Genomic DNA, 22,958 nt, shown 5'->3' on the forward strand with positions numbered 1-22,958 from the left:
ACAAGCCATGATGAACGCATCGCACGATATGCCCAACACACCTGCCTTCCCATCCCGCCTGCCCCATGTCGGCACGACGATCTTCACTGTAATGAGCGCGCTCGCCGCGGAAAAAGGCGCGGTGAATCTCGGCCAGGGCTTTCCGGATTTCGACTGCGATCCGGCGATCGTCGATGCGGTCGCGCGTGCGATGCGCGACGCCCATAACCAGTATCCGCCGATGGCGGGCGTCGCGCCGCTGCGCGAGGCGATCGCGGACAAGACCGAGCAGCTCTACGGCCGCCGCTACGACGCGGCAAACGAGATCACGATAACGGCCGGCGCAACGCAGGCGCTCCTCACGGCGATCCTGTGCGCGGTGCATCCGGGCGACGAAGTGATCGTGATCGAGCCGACCTACGACAGCTATCTGCCGTCGATCGCGCTCGCCGGCGGCACGCCGGTCTTCGTTACGCTCGAGGCGCCCGATTACACGATTCCGTTCGACAAACTCGCCGCGGCGATCACGCCCAAAACGCGCGCGATCATCATCAACACGCCGCACAATCCGACCGGCACGATTTGGCGCGACGCCGACATGCGCGCGCTCGAGGACATCGTGCGCGGCACCGACATCCTGATCGTGTCGGATGAAGTCTACGAGCACATGGTCTATGACGGCGCGCGGCACGAGAGCGTCGTTCGCTACCCGGAACTCGCGGCGCGCAGCTTCGTCGTGTCGAGCTTCGGCAAAACCTTTCACGTGACGGGCTGGAAGGTCGGCTACGTGGCCGCGCCCGCCGCGCTGACGGCAGAGTTCCGTAAGGTGCATCAGTTCAACGTGTTCACGGTCAACACGCCGATGCAATATGGTCTCGCCGATTATCTGCGCCACCCCGAGCCCTATCTGACCTTACCCGCGTTCTATCAAAAGAAGCGCGACTTCTTCCGTGCCGGACTCGCGAACACCCGTTTCAAGCTGCTGCCGTGCACGGGCACGTACTTCCAATGCGTCGATTATTCGGCAATCAGCGATCTGCCCGAGGCTCAGTTCGCGAAATGGCTGACGACGGAAATCGGCGTGGCCGCGATCCCCGTGTCCGCGTTCTATCATGAGCCGCATGAATCGGGCGTCGTGCGTTTCTGCTTCGCGAAGCGCGAAGAGACGCTCGCCCTCGCGCTCGAGCGGCTCGGTCGTTTGTAGCCGTCAAGAGCCGTCAAGCGGCGCATCCGGCGGGCGGTTTGATCCGGCGACGCGCGCAAGCGCGCCGATCCCGTGTGCGACGCGCGGGCGGCGCTCGAGCCGCCCGCGCCCATTCGGCACTCAAGCAATCAAGCCGGCTTCGCAAGGCCCGCGACGTAAGCCTTGCGATCCGCGCTCACGCGCCGCGCGGCCGGATGCTGCGCCTCGATGCGCTTGACGTACGCTTTCCAATCGATTCCCGCCTCGACGACCAGATCTCGGCCATAGATCGGTTTGGTCGCAAGCGCGACGATCGGCAAATGAATGAACGCGGCAATATCGGCAATGCTGAACGTGTCGCCCAGCAAGTACGGCGAGAACGACGCGAGCCGCTTGAAGCCTTGGAGCGCATGCGGCAGGCGTTTTTCGACGCGCGCCTTCGTGCCGTCGCTGATCTTGACGCCGAAAAACGCCTCCGGGAACAGATCGCGGACGCACCATTCGATATATAGCTCAAGCACGATCGTGATCTCGCGCGCCTTCGCCGCCGCATACGCATCGGCCGGGTAAATCTCCTTTTCCGGATAGCGCATCGCCAAATAATCGACGATCGCCTGCGACTCGCTGATCGGGCCGTGTTCCGTCTGCAGATACGGTACCTTGCCAAGCGGCGTGTCGGCCCGTTTCGCAGCATCGTCGATCGGCGTCGTGACGAGCATCTCGTCGAACGGAATACCGTATTCGAGCAGCGCAAACTTGGCCTTGTTGTAATAGTTGGACAACGGAAAACCACAGAGCCTGAGCATCGATGACTCCTTGTTCATGGGGAAAACCGCGCGCGATATGCTTCGCGCGTCGGGTTCGGCTCGACGCCCAAAAAGCACGTCCGTGTTATTCTAAAACGCTCGAATCGGGCTGCGTCACAGCAGCCGCTTCGAACCGCCACCATAAGCGCCGGCCCAACCGGCCGGCGCGTGAGTCGCGCGCCGCCCGGATGCCCGTCGCATCCCAGGAGACTGCCGCATGAGCGCAGAACTGCTCGCATCGCGCCCGACCGAAAGCGAATCGACGCTCGTCCTCACCCTTTCCAACCCCGGCGCGCGCAACGCGCTGCATCCGGACATGTATGCCGCCGGCCTCGAAGCGCTCAATACGGCCGAGCGCGATCCGACGATCCGCGCGGTGGTCCTGACCGGCGCGGACCGCTTCTTTTGCGCAGGCGGCAATCTGAACCGGCTGCTCGACAATCGCGCGAAAGACCCGTCCGTGCAGGCGGCGAGCATCGATCTGCTCGGCGAATGGATCACCGCGCTCACCACCGTGACGAAACCCGTGATTGCCGCGGTCGAAGGCGCGGCGGCGGGCGCGGGCTTCTCACTCGCGCTCGCGTGCGATCTGCTCGTTGCCGCCGACGACGCCAAGTTCGTGATGTCCTATGCACGCGTCGGCCTGACGCCCGACGGCGGCGGTTCGTGGTTCCTCGCCCGCGCGCTGCCGCGCGCGCTCGCCGCCGAACTCATGTTCGAAGGCAAGCCGGCCGCCGCCGCCCGGCTGCACGCGCTCGGCGTCGTGAACCGCCTGAGCCGGCCGGGCACCGCGCGCGACGAGGCGATCGCATGGGCCGACGAATTGGGCAGGATGTCGCCGAACGCGCTTGCGCGGATCAAATCGCTGATCGCCGACGCGCACGCGCAGCCGCTGGACGCGCATCTGATCGCCGAGCGAAATCATTTCGTCGAATCGCTGCGCCACGCGGATGCGCTCGAAGGCATCACCGCGTTCCTCGACAAGCGCACGCCCGTCTACAAACGCTAAAGCGAGCCTCCCGACATGCCTTTTCAATTACCCAAGCGTCGCCGTATTTACCTGATGCGTCATGGCGACGTCACCTATTTCGACGAACGCGGCCGGCCGTTCGATTCGGACAGCGTGCCGCTCAACGCACGCGGCCAGGCGCAGGCAACCGCCGCCGGGCGCGTGTTCGCCGAGCAGCGCGTGCAATTCGATCGCGTGATCGCGAGCGGACTGCCGCGCACGATGGAAACCGCGCGGCGCGTGCTCGCCGAAACCGGCCAGTCGATCGACATCGGCATCGAGCCCGCGTGGCGCGAAATCCGCGGCGGCCACCTCGCCGACATTGCCCCCGACGAGCAGGAAGCCGCGTTCCTCAGCGCACTCGACGGGATCGTCGCGGAGCACACCCGATTTCTCGGCGGAGAGACGATCGGCGAGTTGATCGACCGCGTGCTGCCGCCGCTCGCCGCGTTGCGGGCGGACTCGTCGTGGAGCACCGCGCTGCTCGTGCTGCACGGCGGCGTGAATTGCGCGCTGCTGTCGCACGCCATCGTGCCCGGGCATCGCTTCTTCCTCGGCACGTTGTCGCAGGACACCGGCTGCATCAATGCGCTGGACGCCGGCGAGCGCGAGCACGATTGGGTCGTGCGGCTCGTCAACTATTCGCCGCCCGACGCGCTGCACCGCGACAGCCGCAACACGACGATGGAAGTGCTTTATCACCAATTCGTACACGGCACGCGCGCGTGAGCGCATCGGCGTGCCGTCACATCCGGATTTCGCCACGGAGACAACGATGGCTTCGAACGAACAAACTTCCGCTCAAACCGTTTATGCCGCCTTCGAAGGCACCCGCCCGGTCGACGGCGCGCAGCGCTTCGACGTGAATGCGCTGAGCGCGTGGCTCGCCGAGCATATCGACGGCTTCGCCGGGCCGCTTTCCATCGAGCAATTCAAGGGCGGCCAGTCGAATCCGACGTTCAAGCTCGTCACGCCGCAACGCAGCTACGTGCTGCGCGCGAAGCCCGCGCCGGCGGCGAAGCTCTTGCCGTCCGCCCACGCGATCGAGCGCGAATACCGCGTGATGGCCGCGCTCGCCGCAACCGGCGTGCCCGTTGCCCCGATGCTTGCGCTCTGCGAAGACGAAAACGTGATCGGCCGCGCGTTCTATGTGATGGCGTTCGTCGACGGCCGCGTGCTGTGGGACCCGTCGCTGCCGAATCTGACGCCCGAGGAACGCGCCAGCCATTACGACGAGATGAACCGGGTCATCGCCGCGCTGCACTCGATCGATCCGCATGCGATCGGCCTCGCCGATTACGGCAAGGCCGGCAACTATTTCGAGCGGCAAATCGCGCGCTGGAGCAAGCAATATCTCGCATCGGAAACCGAGCCGATCGACGCGATGCGCAAGCTGATCGACTGGCTGCCGCAGCATCTGCCGCCCGAAACCGGACAGGGCGCGCGCGTGTCGATCGTGCACGGCGACTACCGACTCGACAATCTGATCTTCGAGCCGCGCGAGCCGCGTGTGCTTGCGGTGCTCGACTGGGAGCTGTCGACGCTCGGCGATCCGCTCGCCGATTTCGCGTATCACTGCATCGCATGGCACGTCGAGCCGGGGCACTTCCGCGGAATCGCAGGGCTCGATCTGCCGTTGCTCGGCATTCCGGACGAAGCGCACTATGTCTCCCGCTACTGCGAGCGCACCGGCCTGAAGGTCCCGGACAACTGGAATTTCTATCTCGCGTACAACCTGTTCCGGATCGCGGCGATCCTGCAAGGCGTGATGAAACGCGCGGTCGACGGCACCGCATCGAGCGCGCAAGCGCTCGATGCGGGCCGGCGCGCGCGACCGCTCGCCGAGATCGCATGGCGCTACGCGCAACAGGCGCACTGACGGCGCATCCGCGTTCGGCGAGGCGCGCGGGCGCGTTGACGAACGCGGGCGCGCCGTCTGCGGCGCGCGTCGATCTATGCTCTAATTTCCTCGTCCGTGCCGCGGCGCTCCGCCATGCCGCGACGACCGAACCGCAAACGAGGAGCGACGATGATCGACGTTTACAGCTGGGCCACGCCGAATGGTCACAAAATCCACATCATGCTCGAGGAAACCGGGCTCGAATATCGCGCGCATCCGGTCGATATCGGCGCGGGCGACCAGTTCAAGCCGGCGTTCCTGAAAATCAGCCCGAACAATAAAATCCCCGCGATCGTCGATCACGACGGCCCCGACGGCGAGCCGATCTCACTGTTCGAGTCGGGCGCGATCCTGATCTATCTCGCCGAGAAGACCGGCAAGTTCCTGCCGTCCGAACCCACCGCGCGCTATGCAACGCTGCAATGGCTCATGTTTCAGATGGGCGGCATCGGCCCGATGCTCGGCCAGGCCCACCATTTCCGCCTCTACGCGCCCGAGCGGATCGAATACGCGGTCAACCGTTATACGAACGAAGCGAAGCGCCTGTATGGCGTGATGGACAAGCAGCTCGGTCAGTCCGCGTACCTGGCGGGCGACGATTACACGATCGCCGACATCGCCGCCTACCCGTGGACGCGCTCATGGCAAAACCAGGGCATCGCGCTCGAGGATTTTCCGAACGTGAAGCGCTGGCAGGACGCAATCGCCGCACGTGACGCGGTGCGGCGCGGCGTCGAAGTGCTGACGTCCGAACGCAAGCCGCTGCAGGACGACGCCCGCGCACGCGAAATATTGTTTGGCGCGACGCAATACACGCGCCGCTGAGCACGCTGCCGCGCTCTCCAGCATCTTCGGCGCCGCAGCGGCCTGCGAAAGGCAAGCCGCCGCTGCGGCGCAGCCTTCGGCGATCAGAAGAAGTGCAGCGTGACGAATTCCATCGCGCATGCCAACTCCGGTTTCTCCGGATGCTCGATTTCAACCGATATCGACCATGTCACGCGCACGCTGCCCTGCGGGCCGTCGGCCGTGTCCTTGACCCCGAAGCGCGCCCGCACGCGCGAGCCGACCGGCACCGGCCGCACGAAACGCACGCGATTGAGTCCGTAGTTCACGCTCATGCGCTCGGCAAAACGGATCGTGCGGGACATCAACGCCGGAATCAGCGACAGCGTCAAGAAACCATGCGCGACCGGGCCGCCGAACGGCGACTCGCGCCGCGCACGCTCAGGATCGATGTGAATCCATTGGCGATCGTCGGTCGCCTCGGCAAAACCATCGACGCGCGGCTGATCGACAACACACCAATCGCTGACGAACGGCGCCGCGCCGACGAGATCGCGCAGCGCCTGCGCCGACGCAATCGTCGGCAGCGCCGCTTGCTCTTCCTGCGTCACGTCGGCCGTCATGCCTGCCCCTTCGGCTCGCGCAGCCCGAACAGCACCTTCGAGCGCACCGTGATCACCGTCTCGCCGCGCTCGTTGACGCCTTCCCATTCGGTCGACACGATCCCGCGATCCGGGCGGCTCGCCGACACCCGCTTGTCCAGTATCTTGTTGTACATCGTGATCGTGTCGCCGGCACGCACCGGCTTCAGCCAGCGGATTTCGTCGATGCCGGGCGAGCCCATGCTCGTCGAGCCTTGCAGCACGTTGCGCACGAGCATTCCCATGAACACCGAGCACGTGTGCCAGCCGCTCGCAACCAATCCGCCGAACATCGATGCCTTTGCCGCCGCCTCGTCGAGATGAAAAGGCTGCGGATCGTAGGCTTGCGCGAACGTCACGATCTCGTCGGCGGTAAACGTGTGCTTGCCGACTTCGGTCGCGCTGCCCACTATCAGATCTTCGTAGCTGATGCCCATCAAACGTCTCCGTCAAAGTGAGTGATCCGCGCCGCGCTCAAGCGGCCTGCGGCGCCGCAAAATCCGGCAGCGAAGCAAAACGCGCAACATGGTGATCGACGTCGCCGAGGGTCGTTTCGATGATCGACAACCGCTTGAACCAATGCGCGGCCGCGACTTCGTCGGTAACGCCCATGCCGCCGTGCAACTGCACGGCCTGCTGGCCGATGAAACGCGCCGCCTGCCCGAGCCGCGCCTTGGCCGCCGACACCGCGCGGCGGCGCTCGTCCGCGTTACTGCTCGCATAGCGCACGGCGGCCAGGTAGGTGAGCGAGCGAGCCTGTTCGGCATGGATCAGCATGTCGACCATCCGATGCTGGAGCGCTTGAAAGCGCGCGATCGGTCCGCCGAATTGCTCCCGCGTCTTCGTGTAATCGAGCGTCGCGTGATTGAGCGCATCGAGCGCGCCGAGCGCCTCGGCGCATAGCAGCACAGTGCCGTAATCGGCAATCTGCTCCCATGCGGCGTCGCCATGCATGCCGCCCGCGAGCGCACGAGCCGGCGCGTTCGACAAACGGATCGTCGCCGCGCGCTGGCCGTCGATCGTCCGGTAATCGGTCACGCCGACGCCCGCCGCGCCGCGCTCGAGCGCGAACAGGCCAAGCGCGCCGTCAGGCAGCCGCGCCGGCAGGATCAGCACGTCCGCTTGCGCGCCGTGCGTGACCACGGATTTCACGCCGCTCAACGCGAACGCATCGCCGTCCGGCCGCGCGCTCGTCTCGATCGCGAACAGGTCGTAGCGCGCATGCGGCTCGTGAAACGCGACGGCGAGCTTCGCGTCGCCCTGCGCGACCCGTTCGAGCAGCGCGGCGTCCGCCGCGTCACCCGAGCCCGCGATGCGCAACGCCTCGATACCGACTGCCGTCGCCCAATAAGGTTCGACGACGAGCGCGCGCCCCAATTCCCGCATCGCGACCAGCATATAGACGGCATCGCCGCCGAAGCCGCCGTGCGCTTGCGGCACTGGCAGCGCGGTCAAGCCGAGTTCGGCGAACGCGCGCCATTGGTCGGCGGATACGCCAGCCTCCGAGTGAATGATCGCGCGCCGTGCATCGAAATCGTAGCGCTCGGTCAGATAGCGGCGCAACGCGTCGCCGAATTGCTGGTGCTCTTCGCTGAAAGTGAAATTCATCACTTGTCTCCTATGTCGGCCGGAATGAGCGCCTTTGGCGCCTGGTCCCGCCGCACGCAACGCAGTCGATCGGATATCGGTCCGGCTTGGCGCCGGCGCCCGGTCGGGCCCGGCGATGCCGAGCCGCAGGCGTTCAGCGCCGGCGCCGTTCTCATCCCATGCTCACAATCCAAGCATCATCTGCGCGATGATGTTTTTCTGGATCTCGTTCGAGCCGCCGTAAATCGACGTCTTGCGATAGTTGAAGTAATACGCGGCAAGCGGTGCCGCGGCATCGTCGTCGACGACGCTGCGCTCGCGCTCGCCCTCAAGAAACGGCACGTCGAACGGCGCGGCAAGCGGGCCGATCGCATCGACCATCAACTCGGTCAGCCCCTGCTGAATCTCGGTGCCCTTGATCTTCAGCATCGACGCCTCCGGCCCCGGCCCGCGCCCGCTCGCTTCGCTGCTGACCACACGCAGCACCGTCACCTCGAGCGCCATCAGTTCGATTTCGAGCGCGGCGATTCTTGCGGCAAACACCGGATCGTCGATCAACGGCCGGCCGTTCTTGCGCTCGCGCGATGCGAGCTGCTTCAGGAATGCGAGTTCGCGTTTGGATGCGCCGACGCGCGCGATTCCGGTGCGCTCATGCCCGAGCAGATACTTCGCGTAGGTCCAACCGCGATTCTCGTCGCCGACGAGGTTGTCGAGCGGCACCTTCACGTCCTCGAAAAACACTTCGTTGACCTCGTGATCCTCGTCGAGCATGACGATCGGCCGCACAGTGATGCCGGGCGTCTTCATGTCGATCAGCAGAAACGAAATCCCTTCCTGCTTCTTCGCGGCGGGATCGGTGCGCACGAGGCAGAACATCATATCCGCGTACTGGCCGAGCGTTGTCCAGGTTTTCTGGCCATTGACGATGTAGTGATCGCCGTGACGCTCGGCGCGCGTGCGCAGCGACGCGAGATCCGAGCCCGAGCCGGGCTCCGAATAGCCCTGGCACCACCAATCGGTGCCGTCGAGGATGCGCGGCAGATAATGACGCTTCTGCGCTTCGCTGCCGTACTTCATCAGCACCGGCGCGACCATCGACACGCCGAACGGCAGCACGGGCGGCGCGCCGATCCGCGCGCACTCCTCTTCCCAGATATGACGCTCGATCGCATTCCAGCCCGGACCGCCATATTCGACCGGCCATGCAGGCGCGGACCAGCCGCGCGCGCCGAGCAGCCGGTGCCAATTCGCGTAGTCTTCGCGATTCAAACGCTTGTGATCAAGAACTTTCGCTCGCAGCTCGCGAGGCAGATTCGCCTCGAGCCATGCGCGGATGTCGGCGCGGAACGCGTCGTCGGCGGGGGAATAATCGAGATTCATGCCGGTGTCTCCTCCTGGGCCAGGACCGCACCAGCGGCCGCCGAGGCCGCCCGGCAATCGTGAACGATTACTGGAGAGGTTCCTTCAGCGCGGCCGGAACCGGCAGCGGCAGCACATCGATGCCTTCTTCGACCAAGGCTTGCGCGTCCTCAGGCGTCGTCACGCCACGAATGCTGCGCGCGGGCGCTTCGTTGTAGTGAATACGCCGTGCTTCCTCGGCGAAGCGCTCGCCCACGTTCTCGGTCTTCGCCAGCACCTCCCGCAGCGCGCGCATCACCCGCGCCTGCAGCGCGCGCGGATCGGCCGGCTGCTCACGCGTCGCGCCCGACAGATTCAGGCGAGGCGCGGACGGCATGCGGCTGACCTCAGTCGCCCCGCAAACCGGACATTCGACCAGCTTGCGAGACAACTGCGCCTCGAACTCGTCGGCTGACGCAAACCAGCCTTCGAACCGATGGCCATGGGGACACTGTAAGTCGAGAACCTTCATGCTGAATCAGGGCGTGCTGCCAGTGTAGCGCAAAAAGAAATTTTGAGAACGATCGTGCTAAATTAGTTTGCCGAATGAGCGGCTCTCACTATCATCGCACTCACGCCGATTGTAGCGTGGTCCCAAATCTCCCGCTTAGCCCGTCCGCAAGCACGCGGCTTACGGCCGCACGATCTCGCCGAGCGGCCATGCGCCCGACAGCGCCTTTTCGAGCCACATCGTTCCGATGATCGTCTTCACGTCGCTGATCCGGCCGGTGCGCACCCATTCGAGCAGATCCGGCAGCGTCGCCGTGAATGTCTCGAGGAATTCGCCGTCGTCGAGCTTGCGCTCGCCCGGCGTAAGGCCGCGGGCGAGATAGATGTCGATGAATTCGGTCGAATACGAAATGATCGGATGGATACGCGTCAGATATACGTATTCGCGCGCGGTGTAACCGGTTTCCTCGCGCAGTTCGCGGATCGCGCAGGCGAGCGCACCCTCGTTCGGATCGAGCTTGCCGGCCGGAAACTCCGTCATTACCTTGCCGATTGGATAACGATATTGGTTCTCCATCAGCACCCGGCCGTCGTCGAAGACCGGGATGACCATCACCGCGCCCGGATGGGTCACGTATTCGCGCGTCGCGTGCTTGCCGTCGGGCAGACGCACCGTATCGCGCTTCACTTTCAGGAACGTACCGTCGTAGACGGCTTGGCTCTCGATACAGGTTTCGAAGAGCGTGGCGTCGTGATTCGGCAAATCGGCCATCGGCGGCTCCGGTTGGGGACGTGACGGCCAGTCCGTCAGCGCCGCTTGACTAGATATTGGAACGTGAAGCCGGGAAACGCGAACACGACAAAAAGACTGAACGTAATCGCATAGAACTGCCAGCCCTGTTCGAAACGGTTGCCGGCGCGCGATTCGAGCCAGAAGCCCAGCGCGCCGACCGCGAAATACAGCACGATCAATTCGCCGATCCGAAGCCACGCGCTCTTTTTCGCCGCCGCCCCATCATTGAGCGGTACGACGGCGAACAGGCGTTGATTCAGGAACGGCAGGTTGGCGCCCGCAAGCGCCAACAACACGATGAACCAGCCCGCAGCCGACATTACAGCGGCAGCGTATGGCTGATTGCCTGCAGGCAGATCGTCATCAGCGGACCCGGCAGAATGCCGAGCAGCACGACGGCGACGCCGTTCAGCACGAGCACGGCGCGCTTGCATGCGTCACCTGCGATCGGCGTCGTGTCCTGCGGCGCATCGAAATACATCAGCTTGACGATACGCAGATAGTAGAACGCGCCGATCAGCGACGTGATGACGGCCAGCACCGCGAGCCACGTGAGACCTGCGTTGACCGTCGCCTCGAGCACCGCGAGCTTCGCATAGAAACCGACCGTCGGCGGAATGCCCGCGAGCGAGAACATCATCGCCATCATCACGAACGCAAACACCGGGCTGCGCTTGTTGAGCCCCTTGAAGTCGTCGAGCGTTTCCGCCTCGAAATCGCGGCGCGCGAGCAGCATCACGACACCGAACGCGCCCATCGTCGTCACGAGATAAATGATCGAATAAAACATCGCCGAGCTGTACGCGCTCGCCGCCGACGACGGATTGCCGCCGATGACGCCCGCGAGCAGACCGAGCAGCACGAAGCCCATGTTCGAAATCGCGGAGTACGCGAGCATGCGCTTGACGTTGCGCTGAACGATACCGGTCACGTTGCCCACGATCAGCGACAGCGCCGCCAGGATCACGAGCATCTGCTGCCAATCGGCCGCGAGCGGCAGCAGACCCATCACGAGGAAGCGCAGCCCCCACGCGAATGCCGCCACCTTCGGGCCGCCGCCGACGAACAGCGTCATCGCGGTCGGCGCGCCCTGGTAGACGTCCGGCACCCACATGTGGAACGGCACGGCGCCCAACTTGAACGCGACGCCGGCGACGACGAAGATCACGCCGAACAGCAGCACCGCATCGTTGATGTGGCCCGACGCAACCGCCTTCAGCACTTCGTTCAATTCGAGCGAACCCGTCGCACCGTACAGCATCGAAATCCCGTACAGCACGAAACCCGAAGCCAGCGCGCCGAGCACGTAGTACTTCATCGCCGCCTCGCTCGACTGCGCGGCATCGCGGCGCAGCGCGATCGTCGCGTACAGCGACAGCGACATCAGTTCGAGGCCGAGGTACAGCGTCAGGAAGTTGTTGCCCGAGATCATCACGATCTGACCGAGCAGCGAGAACATCCCGAGCAGGAACACGTCGCCGCGGAACAGGTCGCGATCCTCAAGGTACTTGCGCGAATAGACGAGCGACACGGCAAAGCCGAACGACACGACCGCCTTCATCACGCTCGCGAACGAATCGACGACGACCATCCGCGAGAAAAAATAGTACTGCTGCGGATCGAGCGCTTGCAGCGCGAACCACACGCCCGCCGCGATCGACGAGACCACCGCGATCAGATACGTGACGCGTCGGCCGGCCGCGCCGGAAATGGTGTCGTTCAGCCAGGCGACGACAATGGCGGCCATCACCAGCGCATCGGGCAACAGAACATTCATAGGTGCGTTTTGCATGATCTTGATTTCCTCCGCTCGCGCTTACTGGGCCAGCGGCAGTTTCGACTGCGCGACATGGGAGAGGAGGTTTTCCACGGAAACGTGCATCACGTCGGTGAACGGCTTCGGATAGAGACCCATCAGCAGCGTGAACGCGGCAAGCACGGCGAGCATCGAGAATTCGCGGCGCCCGATGTCCGAGAGCTTCGCGACCTTGTCGCTCTTTACCGCGCCGAAGTACACGCGCTTGTACATCCAAAGCGTGTAGGCCGCGCCGAGAATCAGCGTGAACGCCGCCCCGAACGCAATCCAGAAGTTGAACTGGACCGCCGCGAGAATCACCATGAATTCACCGACAAAACCGGACGTGCCCGGCAAGCCGCAGTTGGCCATCGAGAACAGCATCGCGAACGCGGCGAACTTCGGCATCACGTTGACGACGCCGCCGTAATCGGCGATCTGACGCGAATGCAAGCGATCGTACAGCACACCGATGCAAAGGAACATCGCCCCCGATACGAAGCCGTGCGAGATCATCTGAACGATCGCGCCTTCCACGCCCAACTGATTGAAGATGAAAAAGCCGAGCGTAACGAAGCCCATGTGCGCGATCGACGAATACGCGACGAGCTTCTTCATGTCCGCCTGCACCATCGCGACAAGACCGATATAGATCACCGCGACGAGCGACAGCGTGATCACGACCGGTGCGAAGAAGTGGCTCGCATCCGGCGTGATCGGCAGCGAGAAGCGCAGGAAACCGTATGCGCCGAGCTTCAGCATGATCGCGGCCAGCACGACCGAGCCGCCCGTGGGCGCTTCGACGTGCGCGTCCGGCAACCACGTATGAACCGGCCACATCGGCACCTTCACCGCGAAGGCGAGGAAGAATGCGATGAACAGCAGAATCTGCGGCGTCATCTCGAGTTTCGCGTTCTGCCAGGTCGCGAGATCGAACGAATGCGTATGCGTGTACAGATAGATCAGCGCGACCAGCATCAGCAGCGAGCCGGCAAGCGTGTACAGGAAAAACTTGAACGCCGCGTACACGCGGTTCGGGCCGCCCCACACGCCGATGATGATGTACATCGGGATCAGCGTGGCCTCGAAGAACACGTAGAACAGCAGGCCGTCGGCCGCCGAGAACACGCCGATCATGATCCCCGACAGGATCAGGAACGCGGCGAGATACTGCGCGACATTCTCGGTGATGACTTCCCACGCGGCGATCACGACGATCACGGTGATCAGCGCGGTCAGCACGACGAACCACATCGAGATGCCGTCGACGCCGAGGTGATACGAGATATTGAAGCGTTCGATCCACGTCGACTGCTCGACGAACTGCAACGCCGCGGTGCTCGAATCGAAGCCCGTGACGAGCGGAACCGTCACGGCCAGACCGAGCAGCGAGCCGATCAGCGCGACCCCTCGCGCCACGCCCGGATTTTTATCGGAGCCGACCGCGAGCACGATGAGGCCGAAGACGATCGGCAGCCAGATCGCGGTACTGAGAATCGGAAAAGAGTGCATTAGTATCGTCTCCGCCTTATTTGCCGCCGAGCGTTACAAACAGGGTCAGGAGCCCCAGCATGCCGATGATCATGGCGAACGCGTAGTGATAGATGTAACCGGATTGCAGAAAGCGGATCACGCCGGCGAACCAGCCGATGAAGCGCGCGCTGCCGTTGACGAGGCCGTCGATCACCACGACGTCGCCCTCCTTCCACAGCCCGCGGCCGATCGCGACCGCGCCCTTCGCGAACACGACCTCGTTGATCTTGTCCATGTAGTACTTGTTGTCGAGCAGCGTGTAGATCGGGCCGAACGCGCGACGAATCGACGCCGGCAGATCCGGACGCTTCAGATACAGGAACCACGCGACGACGACGCCGGCGAGCGCCAGATAAACCGGCAGCCCCGACACCGAATGCAGCCCCATTGCCGCCCAGCCGTGGAACTCCTCGGCCATCTCGGCAAGCGCCGGGTGGTTCTGGCCGATGAAGATCACCTTGTCGAACGCAACGCCGTGCTGGAAGAAATCGCCGAACAGCATCGGGCCGATCGCCACCGCGCCGATCACAATCGACGGAATCGCCAGCAGCACGAGCGGCACCCAGACGACCCACGGCGTTTCGTGCGGCACATGCGCGTGGCCGTGGTCGTCATGACCGTGGCCATGATCGTCATGACCATGCGCGGCCGCCTGCGCCATCGGCGAATCCGGGTGCTTCGGCTGACGGAAGCGCTCTTCGCCGTGGAACACGAGGAAGTACATCCGGAACGAGTACAGCGCGGTGACGAACACGCTCGCGACGACCGCGAAGTACGCGAAGCCCGAACCCGGCAGGTGCGACAGCTTCACGGCGTCGATGATCGAGTCCTTCGAATAGAAACCGGAGAAGAACGGCGTGCCGATCAGCGCAAGCGAGCCGATCAGCGACGTGATCCACGTGATCGGCATGTACTTGCGCAGGCCGCCCATGTTGCGCATGTCCTGATCGTGGTGCATGCCGATGATCACCGAGCCCGCGCCGAGGAACAGCAGCGCCTTGAAGAATGCGTGCGTCATCAGGTGGAACACGGCGACCGGGTACGCGGACACGCCGAGCGCAACCGTCATGTAGCCGAGCTGCGACAGCGTCGAGTATGCGACGACGCGCTTGATGTCGTTCTGCACGATGCCGAGAAAGCCCATGAACAGCGCCGTGATCGCGCCGATCACCGTGATGAACGACAGCGCCGCGTCGGACAGTTCGAACAGCGGCGACATCCGCGTGACCATGAAGATGCCGGCCGTCACCATCGTCGCCGCGTGGATCAGCGCGGAGATCGGCGTCGGGCCTTCCATCGAGTCGGGCAGCCACACGTGCAGCGGGAACTGCGCGGACTTACCCATCGCGCCGACGAAAAGGCAAATGCATGCGGCCGTCAGCAAACCCCATTGCGTGCCCGGAAAGTGCAGCGTAGCGAGTTCCGCGCGCTTCGCGAACACCTCGCCGTAGTTCATCGAGCCCGCATACGCGAGGATGAGACCGATGCCGAGCAGGAAGCCGAAATCGCCGACGCGGTTCACGAGGAATGCCTTCATGTTCGCGTAGATCGCACTTTCACGCGTGAAGTAGAAGCCGATCAGCAGGTACGACACGAGACCCACCGCTTCCCAGCCGAAGAAAAGCTGCAGGAAGTTGTTGCTCATCACGAGCATCAGCATCGAAAACGTAAACAGCGAAATGTACGAGAAGAAGCGCTGATAGCCATCCTCTTCCGACATGTAGCCGATCGTGTAGATATGCACCATCAGCGACACGAAGGTCACCACCACCATCATCATCGCGGTCAGCGTGTCGACGAGGAAACCGACCTCGAGCTTCAGCGAGCCCACGTTCATCCATTCGTAGACGGTGGCGTTGAAACTCGCGCCATCCAGCACCTGGAAGAACACCATCGCGGAAAGCACGAGCGAGATCGCGACGCCGAGAATCGTGACCCGGTGCGCGTTGCTGCGTCCGATCGCGTTGCCGAACAACCCCGCGATCAGCGAACCGGCGAGCGGCGCGAGCGGAATCGCCAACAGCAGGTTTTCATTGAGTGTCGTTGACATAACAGCCTTGCCTGAAATTAACCTTTGAGCTGATCGAGATCCTCGACATTGATCGTGTCGAGCTTGCGGAACAACGTCACGAGAATCGCGAGGCCGATCGCGGCTTCCGCCGCCGCGACCGTCAGCACGAAGAACACGAAGATCTGGCCGTGCACGTCGCCCAGGTAGTGCGAGAACGCGACGAAATTGGTATTCACCGCGAGCAGCATCAATTCGATCGCCATCAGGATCACGATGATGTTGCGGCGGTTCAGGAAGATCCCGACGATGCTGATCGCGAACAGGATCGCACCGAGCACGAGGTAATGCGCCAAGGTCAACATAGTTTCTTTTCCTCCGCTTAGCCGTTGCCGCCGGCGGCGCCTGCCGCGCGCTCGGCCGTTTCCGGCTGCGGCTTGTCCGCTGCCATCTTCACGAGGCGCACGCGGTCCTGGCGGCGCACCTTCACCTGGTCGGACACGCGCTGGCGCTTGCTGTCCTTGCCCTTCTGCGCAGTCAGCGCGACCGCCGCGATGATCGCGACGAGCAGCACGAGGCCCGCGATTTCGAACGCGAAGATGTAATCGGTATAGATCACCTTGCCGATCAGCTTCGTATTCGGCATGCCGGCCGCCGCGCCCGCGGCGATGTCGCGCACCGGCGACGACGTCGCGCCATAGCCGCGCCAGAGAATCAGCGCCGTCTCGACGACGATGATCGCGCCCACCGCGGTCGCCATCGGCACGAAGCGCCGGAAGTCGCGGCGCAGCACGTCGATGTTGATGTCGAGCATCATCACGACGAACAGGAACAGCACCATCACCGCGCCCACGTAGACGAGCACCAGCAGGATCGCGAGGAATTCGGCCTCGAGCAGCATCCAGATCGCGGCTGCGTTGAAGAACGCGAGCACGAGGAAAAGCGCAGACGCCACCGGGTTGCGCGAAGTGATCACCTTCAGCCCCGATACCACGAGGAGCAGCGAGAAGATGTAGAAGAGTACGGTCGTGAAGTCCATGATTACCGGTTCATCATTAGGCCATTGTCAGGCGCGGTTGGCTGTCACCGCCGGGCGAACCGCGGCGTCGCCGCGGGTTGGCCGACCCGCTCGCCGGGGCGGCCGTCGGTTCCCCGAAGGATCACCGATACCGCGCATCGGCGGCCTTCGCAGCCGCGATCTCCTTCTCATAGCGATCGCCGACCGCGAGCAGCATTTCCTTCGTGAAATACAGGTCGCCGCGCTTTTCGCCGTGATACTCGAGGATCTGCGTTTCGACGATCGAATCGACCGGGCAGCTCTCTTCGCAGAAACCGCAGAAGATGCACTTCGTCAGATCGATGTCGTAGCGCGTCGTGCGGCGCGTATTATCCGCGCGCGTTTCCGATTCGATCGTAATCGCCATTGCCGGGCACACCGCTTCGCACAGCTTGCATGCGATGCAGCGCTCCTCGCCGTTCTCGTAGCGGCGCAGCGCATGCAGGCCGCGAAAGCGCGGCGAGATCGGCGTTTTCTCCTCGGGGAACTGTACGGTGAACTTGCGCTTGAACGTGTACCGCCCCGTCAGTGCGAGCCCCTTCAGCAGCTCGGTCAGGAAGAAAGTTTTAAAGAACTGTTGGATTGCCGTCATGATTTCGTCCGCCCCTTATTTCCAGATATTCAGCGGCGACATCATCCAGAAACCGACCACGACCACCCAAATCACGCACACCGGCAGGAACACTTTCCAGCCGAGGCGCATGATCTGGTCGTAGCGGAAACGCGGGAACGTCGCACGGGCCCAAATGAACACCGACAGCAGCGCGAAGACCTTCAGCACCAGCCAGAAGATGCCCGGAATGAACGACAGGAATTCGAACGGTGCGTCCCAGCCGCCGAGAAACATCGTCGCCGCCAACGCCGAGATCACAATCATGTTGATGTACTCGGCAAGGAAGAACAGCGCGAAGGCCATCCCCGAGTAATCGATCATGTGGCCCGCGACGATTTCCGACTCGCCTTCCACCACGTCGAACGGATGGCGGTTCGTTTCGGCGATGCCCGAAATGAAGTAGACGACGAACACCGGCAGCAGCGGCAGCCAGTTCCACGACAGGAAGTTGACGCCGTGGTTCGCGAAGAAGCCGTGCTGCTGCGAGTTGACGATCTCCGACAGGTTCAGGCTGCCGGCGGTCATCAGCACGAGCACGAGCGCGAAACCCATCGAGATTTCATACGACACCATCTGCGCGGCCGCGCGCATCGCGCCGAGAAACGCGTACTTCGAGTTCGACGCCCAGCCGGCGAGAATCACCGCATAGACGCCGACCGACGAGATCGCCATCGCGTACAAGAGGCCTGCATTCACGTTTGCGAGCACCGCGCCCGCCTGGAACGGGATCACGGCCCACACCGCAAACGCCGGCACGACCGTCATCACCGGCGCGATCAGATACAGCCAGCGGCTTGCCGCCGTCGGGTGGATCACCTCTTTGAGCAGCAGTTTCAGCACGTCGGCGATCGGCTGCAACAGGCCCGCGGGACCGACGCGGTTCGGACCGAGACGCACGTGCATCCAGCCGATCAGCTTACGCTCCCACAGAATCAGATATGCGACGGACAACAGGATCACGACGGCGACGACGAGAATGCGCACCAGCGCCCATACCGTCGGCCACGCCGCACCGAGAAGCTCCGCCCCGCCCGAATTGATCGTATCGAACAAGCTCATTTACGCCTTCTCCACCACCAGTTCACCGGACAGGCCGCCGAGCGCCGCGCCGGCAGGCGTTGCCGCCGACACGCGAACGACATTCGCCGCAAGATTCTCCTCGCGCACGGCCGGCAATTGCACCGCACGATCGCCTTGGCGCACGCACACCGCGTCGCCGTCCTTCAAGCCGAGCTGATCGAACAACGCGGCAGGCAAGCCGGCCTGGGACGCCACTTTCGCGGCGGCCGTCAGATGCAGCGCGCCGGCGCGACGCACGAGCGCGTCGGCATGATAAATCGGCACGTCGGCAAGACGTTCGAGCGCGCCGTTCGCCTTCGTCGCCGCACGCTCGACCGCGGCTTTCGTCCGATTCGACAGACGCGGCGCGATCTCGCCGTCGCCAAGTGCGGCAATGCGCACCTCGTCGGACGTCTCGTATTCGAAATTCGGCAGGCCGAGCAAGTTACCGAGCACGCGCAGCACCTTCCACGCCGGACGCGTGTCGCCAAGCGGGCGCACGACGCCGTTAAACGACTGCACGCGGCCTTCCGCGTTGACATACGTGCCGGCCGTCTCGGTAAACGGCGCGATCGGCAACAACACGTCCGCATAGTCGAGACCGTGTTTGAACGGCGACAGCACGACGACCGTTTCCGCCTGCTGGAGCGCGGCGAGCGCTTGCACGGGATCGGCCGTATCGAATTCGGGTTCGACGTTGAGCAGCACATAGCCCTTGCGCGGCTGCGCGAACGCGTCGCGCGCGTTCAGGCCGCCTTCGCCGGGCAACGCGCCGACGAGATGCGCGCCGACCGTGTTCGCCGCTTCGGTCAGAAAACCGAGCGTCGCTCCGGTATTGTCGGCGATCCATTGCGCGAGCGCGTGGATCTGCGCGAACTGCGGATGCTGAACCGCGCCGTTGCCGAGCAGCACGACACGGCGCTCGCCGCTGGCGAGCGATTGCGCGACGGCCTGCGCGGCGGCGGATGCTTCAACGCCCGCGAGCGCCTGCGGCAATGCGACGCCGCGCGCTTGCGCGACCGCTGCCGCGATGCCCGCGAGTTCGTCGAGCCATGCCGACGGCGCGGCGACGATGCGCTTCGCGCTCGGGATCAGCGAGTCGTCGCCGGTCGCATGCAGGAAATGCAACTGCGCGCCGCCCTTCGCGGCCTGACGCAGACGCGCGGCGAGCAGCGGGTGATCACGGCGCAACAGCGAACCGATCACGAGCGCGCCGCTGACGCCGGACAGCGCCGCAATCGGCATGCCAAGCCACGGCGCGCCTTCCGTTGCGGAGGAAAAATCGGACTGGCGCAAACGGACATCGATGTTCGGCGTCTTCAGACCGTGCGCGAGCGACTTGAGCAGGAACAGTTCCTCGACCGTACTGTGCGCGCTCGCCAGCGTCGCGAGCGCCGACGCACCGTGGTCGGCCACGACGCCCTTCAACCCGCGCGCGACATATTCGAGCGCACTCTGCCAATCGACTTCACGCCATTGACCGCCTTGCTTGATCATCGGCTTGGTCAGGCGCTCGTCGCTGTTGAGGCCTTCATACGAGAAACGGTCCTTGTCCGAGATCCAGCACTCGTTGACGGCCTCGTTCTCGAACGGCAGCACACGCATCACGCGATTGTTCTTCACCTGGACGACGAGATTCGCACCGACCGAATCATGCGGACTCACCGATTTGCGGCGCGACAGTTCCCACGTGCGGGCGCTGTAGCGGAACGGCTTGCTCGTCAGCGCGCCGACCGGGCACAGATCGATCATGTTGCCCGACAGCTCGGAGTCGACCGTCTTGCCGACGAACGTCGTGATTTCCGAATGCTCGCCGCGGCCCAGCATGCCAAGCTCCATCACGCCGGCGATTTCCTGGCCGAAACGCACGCAACGCGTGCAGTGGATGCAGCGCGACATCTCTTCCATCGAGATCAGCGGACCCACGTTCTTGTGGAACACGACGCGCTTCTCTTCGCTGTAGCGCGACGACGACTTGCCGTAGCCGACCGCGAGATCCTGCAGTTGGCATTCGCCGCCTTGATCGCAGATCGGGCAATCGAGCGGATGGTTGATCAACAGGAATTCCATCACCGACTGCTGCGCCTTCGTGGCTTTTTCAGAGTTGGTGTGGACGATCATGCCGGCCGATACCGGCGTCGCGCACGCGGGCACGGCCTTCGGCATCTTCTCGACTTCGACGAGGCACATCCGGCAATTCGCCGCGACCGACAGCTTCTTGTGATAGCAGAAGTGAGGAATATACGTATCCGCCTTATGCGCAGCCTGGATCACCATGCTGCCTTCAGGCACCTCGACCTTCTTGCCGTCTATTTCAAGTTCAACCATGATGGTGAATGGTCCTTAACCTATTACCGCTCGCCCGCCAACGCTCGTCCGGGCGCTCGAATTCCGCAATCGGATTGCGCGCTTCAGGCCGCGGCCGCGTGCGCGTGGCCGCCGACCATGCAACGCTTGTGCTCGACGTGGTACGCGAATTCGTCCCAGTAATGCTTGAGCATCCCGCGCACCGGCATCGCCGCGGCATCGCCGAGTGCACAGATCGTGCGGCCCATGATGTTCTCCGCGACCGAGTTCAGCAGATCCAGATCCTCCTGGCGGCCCTCGCCGTGCTCGATCCGATTGACGACGCGCCACAGCCAGCCCGTGCCCTCGCGGCACGGCGTGCACTGGCCGCACGATTCCTCGTGATAGAAATACGACAGGCGCAACAGCGAGCGCACCATGCAACGCGTCTCGTCCATCACGATCACCGCGCCGGAACCCAGCATCGAGCCCGCCTTCGCGATCGAGTCGTAATCCAGATCAGTCTGCATCATGATGTCGCCGGGAATCACAGGCGCCGACGAGCCGCCCGGAATCACCGCCTTGATCTTCTTGCCGCCGCGCATTCCGCCCGCCAGCTCCATCAGCGTGGCGAACGGCGTGCCGAGCGGAACCTCGTAATTGCCCGGGCGCTCGACATCGCCCGACACGGAGAAGATCTTCGTGCCGCCGTTGTTCGGCTTGCCCATCTCGAGATAATTCTGCGGGCCGACGGCCAGCAGGAACGGCACCGCGGCAAAGGTTTCCGTGTTGTTGATCGTCGTCGGCTTGCCGTACACGCCGAAGCTCGCCGGGAACGGCGGCTTGAAGCGCGGCTGGCCCTTCTTGCCTTCAAGCGATTCGAGCAGCGCCGTTTCCTCGCCGCAGATATACGCGCCATAGCCATGATGGGCATGCAGCTCGAACGAGAAATCGGTACCCAGGATGTTCTTGCCGAGGAAGCCCGCTTCACGCGCCTCTTCGAGCGCCGCCTCGAAACGGCGATAGACTTCGAAAATCTCGCCGTGAATGTAGTTGTAGCCGGCGGTGATGCCCATCGCGTATGCGCCGATCGCCATCCCTTCAATCAGCGCGTGCGGATTCCAGCGCAGGATGTCGCGATCCTTGAACGTACCCGGCTCGCCTTCATCCGAATTGCACACGAGGTACTTCTGCCCGGGAAACTGCCGCGGCATGAAGCTCCACTTCAGGCCAGTCGGAAAACCCGCGCCGCCCCGGCCGCGCAGCCCCGACGCCTTCACATCGGCGATCACCTGCTCGGGCGGAATCTTTTCCTCGAGAATGCGGCGCAATTGCTTGTAGCCGCCGCGCGCGACGTAGTCGGCAAGACGCCAGTTCTCGCCGTTCAGGCCGGCGAGAATCAGCGGTTTGATGTGACGATCGTGGAGGGACGTCATTTCGAGAGCTCCTCAAGCAGCTGGTCGATCTTCTCGCGGCTCATGAAGCTGCACATTTTGTGGTTGTTGAGCAGCAGCACCGGCGCATCGCCGCACGCGCCGAAGCATTCGCCTTCCTTCAGCGTGAACTTGCCGTCCGGCGTCGTTTCGCCAAAATCGATGCCGAGCTTCTGCTTCAGATATTCGGCGGTCGCTTGCGCGCCGCCGTGGGGCCCGAGCTGGCACGGCAGATTCGTGCAGAGCGTGATCTTATGGCGGCCGACAGGCGCAAGCTCATACATCGTGTAGAACGTCGCGACCTCCTGGACCGCGATCGCCGGCATGTCGAGATAGTCCGCGACGAACTGCATCAGTTCGGGCGACAGCCAGCCATGCTCCTCTTGGGCGACGGCCAGCGCGCTCATCACGGCGGACTGTTTCTGATCGGCGGGATACTTCGCGATCGCTCGATCGATTTCTTTCAGGCCTTCAGCTGAGATCATTTTCAGACACGACTCTTTCAATTCCTACCGCACGAACAACCTGCCGCATGGCCAATGCCGCGGCAGACCTGGCGTTCACTGTTGACAGCTTGCTGCGGCGGCGCGCCGGTCAGCCGCGCCGCGTGTGACTCGCCGCTCGTGCCCGCTCCAGCCGGGCCGC

23 protein-coding genes are annotated in these 22,958 nt (G+C 63.8%); 5 read left to right on the plus strand and 18 right to left on the minus strand.

The window, feature by feature from the left end; genetic code table 11:
* Positions 1-10: 10 nt before the first annotated feature.
* Complete coding sequence (locus tag AQ611_RS12845; protein WP_069235291.1) at positions 11-1,183, plus strand: pyridoxal phosphate-dependent aminotransferase; 1,173 nt, start codon at positions 11-13, stop codon at positions 1,181-1,183.
* Positions 1,184-1,311: 128 nt separating this feature from the next.
* On the opposite strand, the gene AQ611_RS12850 is transcribed toward AQ611_RS12845, so the two are convergent.
* Positions 1,312-1,968 carry a glutathione S-transferase family protein gene (locus tag AQ611_RS12850; protein WP_069235292.1) on the minus strand — a complete coding sequence of 219 codons (657 nt, stop codon included), beginning with the start codon at positions 1,966-1,968 and terminating at the stop codon, positions 1,312-1,314.
* Between the two features lie 217 nt (positions 1,969-2,185).
* Here AQ611_RS12850 and AQ611_RS12855 point away from each other — a divergent pair, with 217 nt between their 5' ends.
* The 4 genes from AQ611_RS12855 to AQ611_RS12870 all read left to right on the plus strand — a co-directional run bounded on the left by AQ611_RS12855 (position 2,186) and on the right by AQ611_RS12870 (position 5,702).
* Entirely contained in the window at positions 2,186-2,977 is a 792-nt protein-coding gene (locus AQ611_RS12855) for an oxepin-CoA hydrolase, alternative type (RefSeq protein ID WP_069234743.1), read from the plus strand.
* Between the two features lie 15 nt (positions 2,978-2,992).
* The gene (locus AQ611_RS12860) at positions 2,993-3,706 is read left to right on the plus strand and encodes a histidine phosphatase family protein (protein WP_069234744.1); all 714 of its coding nucleotides are present in this window, start codon (positions 2,993-2,995) and stop codon (positions 3,704-3,706) included.
* A gap of 46 nt (positions 3,707-3,752) precedes the next feature.
* On the plus strand, positions 3,753-4,856 hold the full coding sequence (locus AQ611_RS12865) for a phosphotransferase (RefSeq protein ID WP_069234745.1): 1,104 nt from the start codon (positions 3,753-3,755) through the stop codon (positions 4,854-4,856).
* 150 nt (positions 4,857-5,006) lie between these two features.
* Positions 5,007-5,702, plus strand: coding sequence for a glutathione binding-like protein (locus AQ611_RS12870; RefSeq protein ID WP_069234746.1), 696 nt, complete (start codon positions 5,007-5,009; stop codon positions 5,700-5,702).
* Positions 5,703-5,785: 83 nt separating this feature from the next.
* Here AQ611_RS12870 and AQ611_RS12875 read toward each other — a convergent pair whose 3' ends face one another.
* The 17 genes from AQ611_RS12875 to nuoE form a co-directional block, all read right to left on the minus strand.
* Complete coding sequence (locus AQ611_RS12875) at positions 5,786-6,283, minus strand: MaoC family dehydratase (RefSeq protein ID WP_069234747.1); 498 nt, start codon at positions 6,281-6,283, stop codon at positions 5,786-5,788.
* A complete protein-coding gene (locus AQ611_RS12880) occupies positions 6,280-6,738 on the minus strand; it encodes a MaoC family dehydratase (protein WP_059513227.1) in 459 nt (152 codons plus the stop codon). Before AQ611_RS12880 ends, AQ611_RS12875 begins: the two co-directional genes overlap by 4 nt.
* A 37-nt stretch (positions 6,739-6,775) precedes the next feature.
* Entirely contained in the window at positions 6,776-7,909 is a 1,134-nt protein-coding gene (locus AQ611_RS12885; RefSeq protein ID WP_069234748.1) for an acyl-CoA dehydrogenase family protein, read from the minus strand.
* Positions 7,910-8,071: 162 nt separating this feature from the next.
* Positions 8,072-9,268: an acyl-CoA dehydrogenase family protein gene (locus AQ611_RS12890; RefSeq protein WP_059513222.1), complete on the minus strand. Its 1,197-nt coding sequence runs from the start codon at positions 9,266-9,268 to the stop codon at positions 8,072-8,074.
* Positions 9,269-9,335: 67 nt separating this feature from the next.
* Positions 9,336-9,758, minus strand: a complete 423-nt coding sequence (locus AQ611_RS12895) for a DUF1178 family protein (RefSeq protein WP_069234749.1) — start codon at positions 9,756-9,758, stop codon at positions 9,336-9,338.
* Between the two features lie 159 nt (positions 9,759-9,917).
* A complete protein-coding gene (locus tag AQ611_RS12900) occupies positions 9,918-10,508 on the minus strand; it encodes an NUDIX domain-containing protein (RefSeq protein ID WP_059513207.1) in 591 nt (196 codons plus the stop codon).
* Between the two features lie 35 nt (positions 10,509-10,543).
* A complete protein-coding gene (locus tag AQ611_RS12905) occupies positions 10,544-10,849 on the minus strand; it encodes a DUF2818 family protein (protein WP_069234750.1) in 306 nt (101 codons plus the stop codon).
* Positions 10,849-12,306: an NADH-quinone oxidoreductase subunit NuoN gene (gene nuoN, locus AQ611_RS12910; RefSeq protein WP_059513203.1), complete on the minus strand. Its 1,458-nt coding sequence runs from the start codon at positions 12,304-12,306 to the stop codon at positions 10,849-10,851. Before nuoN ends, AQ611_RS12905 begins: the two co-directional genes overlap by 1 nt.
* Positions 12,307-12,345: 39 nt before the next feature.
* The gene (locus AQ611_RS12915) at positions 12,346-13,836 is read right to left on the minus strand and encodes an NADH-quinone oxidoreductase subunit M (protein WP_059513201.1); all 1,491 of its coding nucleotides are present in this window, start codon (positions 13,834-13,836) and stop codon (positions 12,346-12,348) included.
* Positions 13,837-13,852: 16 nt separating this feature from the next.
* Positions 13,853-15,907, minus strand: a complete 2,055-nt coding sequence (gene nuoL, locus AQ611_RS12920; protein ID WP_059513199.1) for an NADH-quinone oxidoreductase subunit L — start codon at positions 15,905-15,907, stop codon at positions 13,853-13,855.
* A 17-nt stretch (positions 15,908-15,924) separates the two neighbouring features.
* On the minus strand, positions 15,925-16,230 hold the full coding sequence (nuoK, locus tag AQ611_RS12925; protein WP_010102528.1) for an NADH-quinone oxidoreductase subunit NuoK: 306 nt from the start codon (positions 16,228-16,230) through the stop codon (positions 15,925-15,927).
* A 17-nt stretch (positions 16,231-16,247) separates the two neighbouring features.
* Positions 16,248-16,904, minus strand: coding sequence for an NADH-quinone oxidoreductase subunit J (locus AQ611_RS12930; RefSeq protein WP_059513197.1), 657 nt, complete (start codon positions 16,902-16,904; stop codon positions 16,248-16,250).
* A 121-nt stretch (positions 16,905-17,025) separates the two neighbouring features.
* The gene (gene nuoI, locus AQ611_RS12935) at positions 17,026-17,514 is read right to left on the minus strand and encodes an NADH-quinone oxidoreductase subunit NuoI (RefSeq protein WP_009892165.1); all 489 of its coding nucleotides are present in this window, start codon (positions 17,512-17,514) and stop codon (positions 17,026-17,028) included.
* A 15-nt stretch (positions 17,515-17,529) separates the two neighbouring features.
* Positions 17,530-18,594 (minus strand): NADH-quinone oxidoreductase subunit NuoH, encoded by a 1,065-nt coding sequence (gene nuoH, locus AQ611_RS12940; protein ID WP_059513195.1) that lies wholly within the window; start codon positions 18,592-18,594, stop codon positions 17,530-17,532.
* Positions 18,595-20,922 (minus strand): NADH-quinone oxidoreductase subunit NuoG, encoded by a 2,328-nt coding sequence (gene nuoG, locus AQ611_RS12945; protein WP_069234752.1) that lies wholly within the window; start codon positions 20,920-20,922, stop codon positions 18,595-18,597.
* A gap of 83 nt (positions 20,923-21,005) precedes the next feature.
* Positions 21,006-22,316: an NADH-quinone oxidoreductase subunit NuoF gene (gene nuoF / locus AQ611_RS12950; RefSeq protein ID WP_069234753.1), complete on the minus strand. Its 1,311-nt coding sequence runs from the start codon at positions 22,314-22,316 to the stop codon at positions 21,006-21,008.
* Positions 22,313-22,798 (minus strand): NADH-quinone oxidoreductase subunit NuoE, encoded by a 486-nt coding sequence (gene nuoE / locus AQ611_RS12955; protein WP_059513189.1) that lies wholly within the window; start codon positions 22,796-22,798, stop codon positions 22,313-22,315. The genes nuoF and nuoE overlap by 4 nt, the downstream gene beginning before the upstream one ends.
* Positions 22,799-22,958: the final 160 nt, after the last annotated feature.

The sequence above is a fragment of the Burkholderia singularis genome, assembly GCF_001718875.1.
Taxonomy (GTDB): Bacteria; Pseudomonadota; Gammaproteobacteria; order Burkholderiales; family Burkholderiaceae; genus Burkholderia; species Burkholderia singularis.

What these genes read in the sequence shown, in the direction of transcription:
- AQ611_RS12895 (WP_069234749.1), bottom strand. Translation starts at nt 9,758, where the DNA reads ATGAAGGTTCTCGACTTACAGTGTCCCCATGGCCATCGGTTCGAAGGC.
- AQ611_RS12845 (WP_069235291.1), top strand. Translation starts at nt 11, where the DNA reads ATGAACGCATCGCACGATATGCCCAACACACCTGCCTTCCCATCCCGC.
- AQ611_RS12885 (WP_069234748.1), bottom strand. Translation starts at nt 7,909, where the DNA reads ATGAATTTCACTTTCAGCGAAGAGCACCAGCAATTCGGCGACGCGTTG.
- AQ611_RS12905 (WP_069234750.1), bottom strand. Translation starts at nt 10,849, where the DNA reads ATGTCGGCTGCGGGCTGGTTCATCGTGTTGTTGGCGCTTGCGGGCGCC.
- AQ611_RS12870 (WP_069234746.1), top strand. Translation starts at nt 5,007, where the DNA reads ATGATCGACGTTTACAGCTGGGCCACGCCGAATGGTCACAAAATCCAC.
- nuoI (WP_009892165.1), bottom strand. Translation starts at nt 17,514, where the DNA reads ATGACGGCAATCCAACAGTTCTTTAAAACTTTCTTCCTGACCGAGCTG.
- AQ611_RS12890 (WP_059513222.1), bottom strand. Translation starts at nt 9,268, where the DNA reads ATGAATCTCGATTATTCCCCCGCCGACGACGCGTTCCGCGCCGACATC.
- nuoH (WP_059513195.1), bottom strand. Translation starts at nt 18,594, where the DNA reads ATGAGCTTGTTCGATACGATCAATTCGGGCGGGGCGGAGCTTCTCGGT.
- nuoF (WP_069234753.1), bottom strand. Translation starts at nt 22,316, where the DNA reads ATGACGTCCCTCCACGATCGTCACATCAAACCGCTGATTCTCGCCGGC.
- AQ611_RS12930 (WP_059513197.1), bottom strand. Translation starts at nt 16,904, where the DNA reads ATGGACTTCACGACCGTACTCTTCTACATCTTCTCGCTGCTCCTCGTG.
- nuoN (WP_059513203.1), bottom strand. Translation starts at nt 12,306, where the DNA reads ATGAATGTTCTGTTGCCCGATGCGCTGGTGATGGCCGCCATTGTCGTC.
- nuoK (WP_010102528.1), bottom strand. Translation starts at nt 16,230, where the DNA reads ATGTTGACCTTGGCGCATTACCTCGTGCTCGGTGCGATCCTGTTCGCG.
- AQ611_RS12860 (WP_069234744.1), top strand. Translation starts at nt 2,993, where the DNA reads ATGCCTTTTCAATTACCCAAGCGTCGCCGTATTTACCTGATGCGTCAT.
- AQ611_RS12880 (WP_059513227.1), bottom strand. Translation starts at nt 6,738, where the DNA reads ATGGGCATCAGCTACGAAGATCTGATAGTGGGCAGCGCGACCGAAGTC.
- nuoG (WP_069234752.1), bottom strand. Translation starts at nt 20,922, where the DNA reads ATGGTTGAACTTGAAATAGACGGCAAGAAGGTCGAGGTGCCTGAAGGC.
- nuoL (WP_059513199.1), bottom strand. Translation starts at nt 15,907, where the DNA reads ATGTCAACGACACTCAATGAAAACCTGCTGTTGGCGATTCCGCTCGCG.
- AQ611_RS12900 (WP_059513207.1), bottom strand. Translation starts at nt 10,508, where the DNA reads ATGGCCGATTTGCCGAATCACGACGCCACGCTCTTCGAAACCTGTATC.
- AQ611_RS12875 (WP_069234747.1), bottom strand. Translation starts at nt 6,283, where the DNA reads ATGACGGCCGACGTGACGCAGGAAGAGCAAGCGGCGCTGCCGACGATT.
- AQ611_RS12865 (WP_069234745.1), top strand. Translation starts at nt 3,753, where the DNA reads ATGGCTTCGAACGAACAAACTTCCGCTCAAACCGTTTATGCCGCCTTC.
- AQ611_RS12855 (WP_069234743.1), top strand. Translation starts at nt 2,186, where the DNA reads ATGAGCGCAGAACTGCTCGCATCGCGCCCGACCGAAAGCGAATCGACG.
- AQ611_RS12850 (WP_069235292.1), bottom strand. Translation starts at nt 1,968, where the DNA reads ATGCTCAGGCTCTGTGGTTTTCCGTTGTCCAACTATTACAACAAGGCC.
- AQ611_RS12915 (WP_059513201.1), bottom strand. Translation starts at nt 13,836, where the DNA reads ATGCACTCTTTTCCGATTCTCAGTACCGCGATCTGGCTGCCGATCGTC.
- nuoE (WP_059513189.1), bottom strand. Translation starts at nt 22,798, where the DNA reads ATGATCTCAGCTGAAGGCCTGAAAGAAATCGATCGAGCGATCGCGAAG.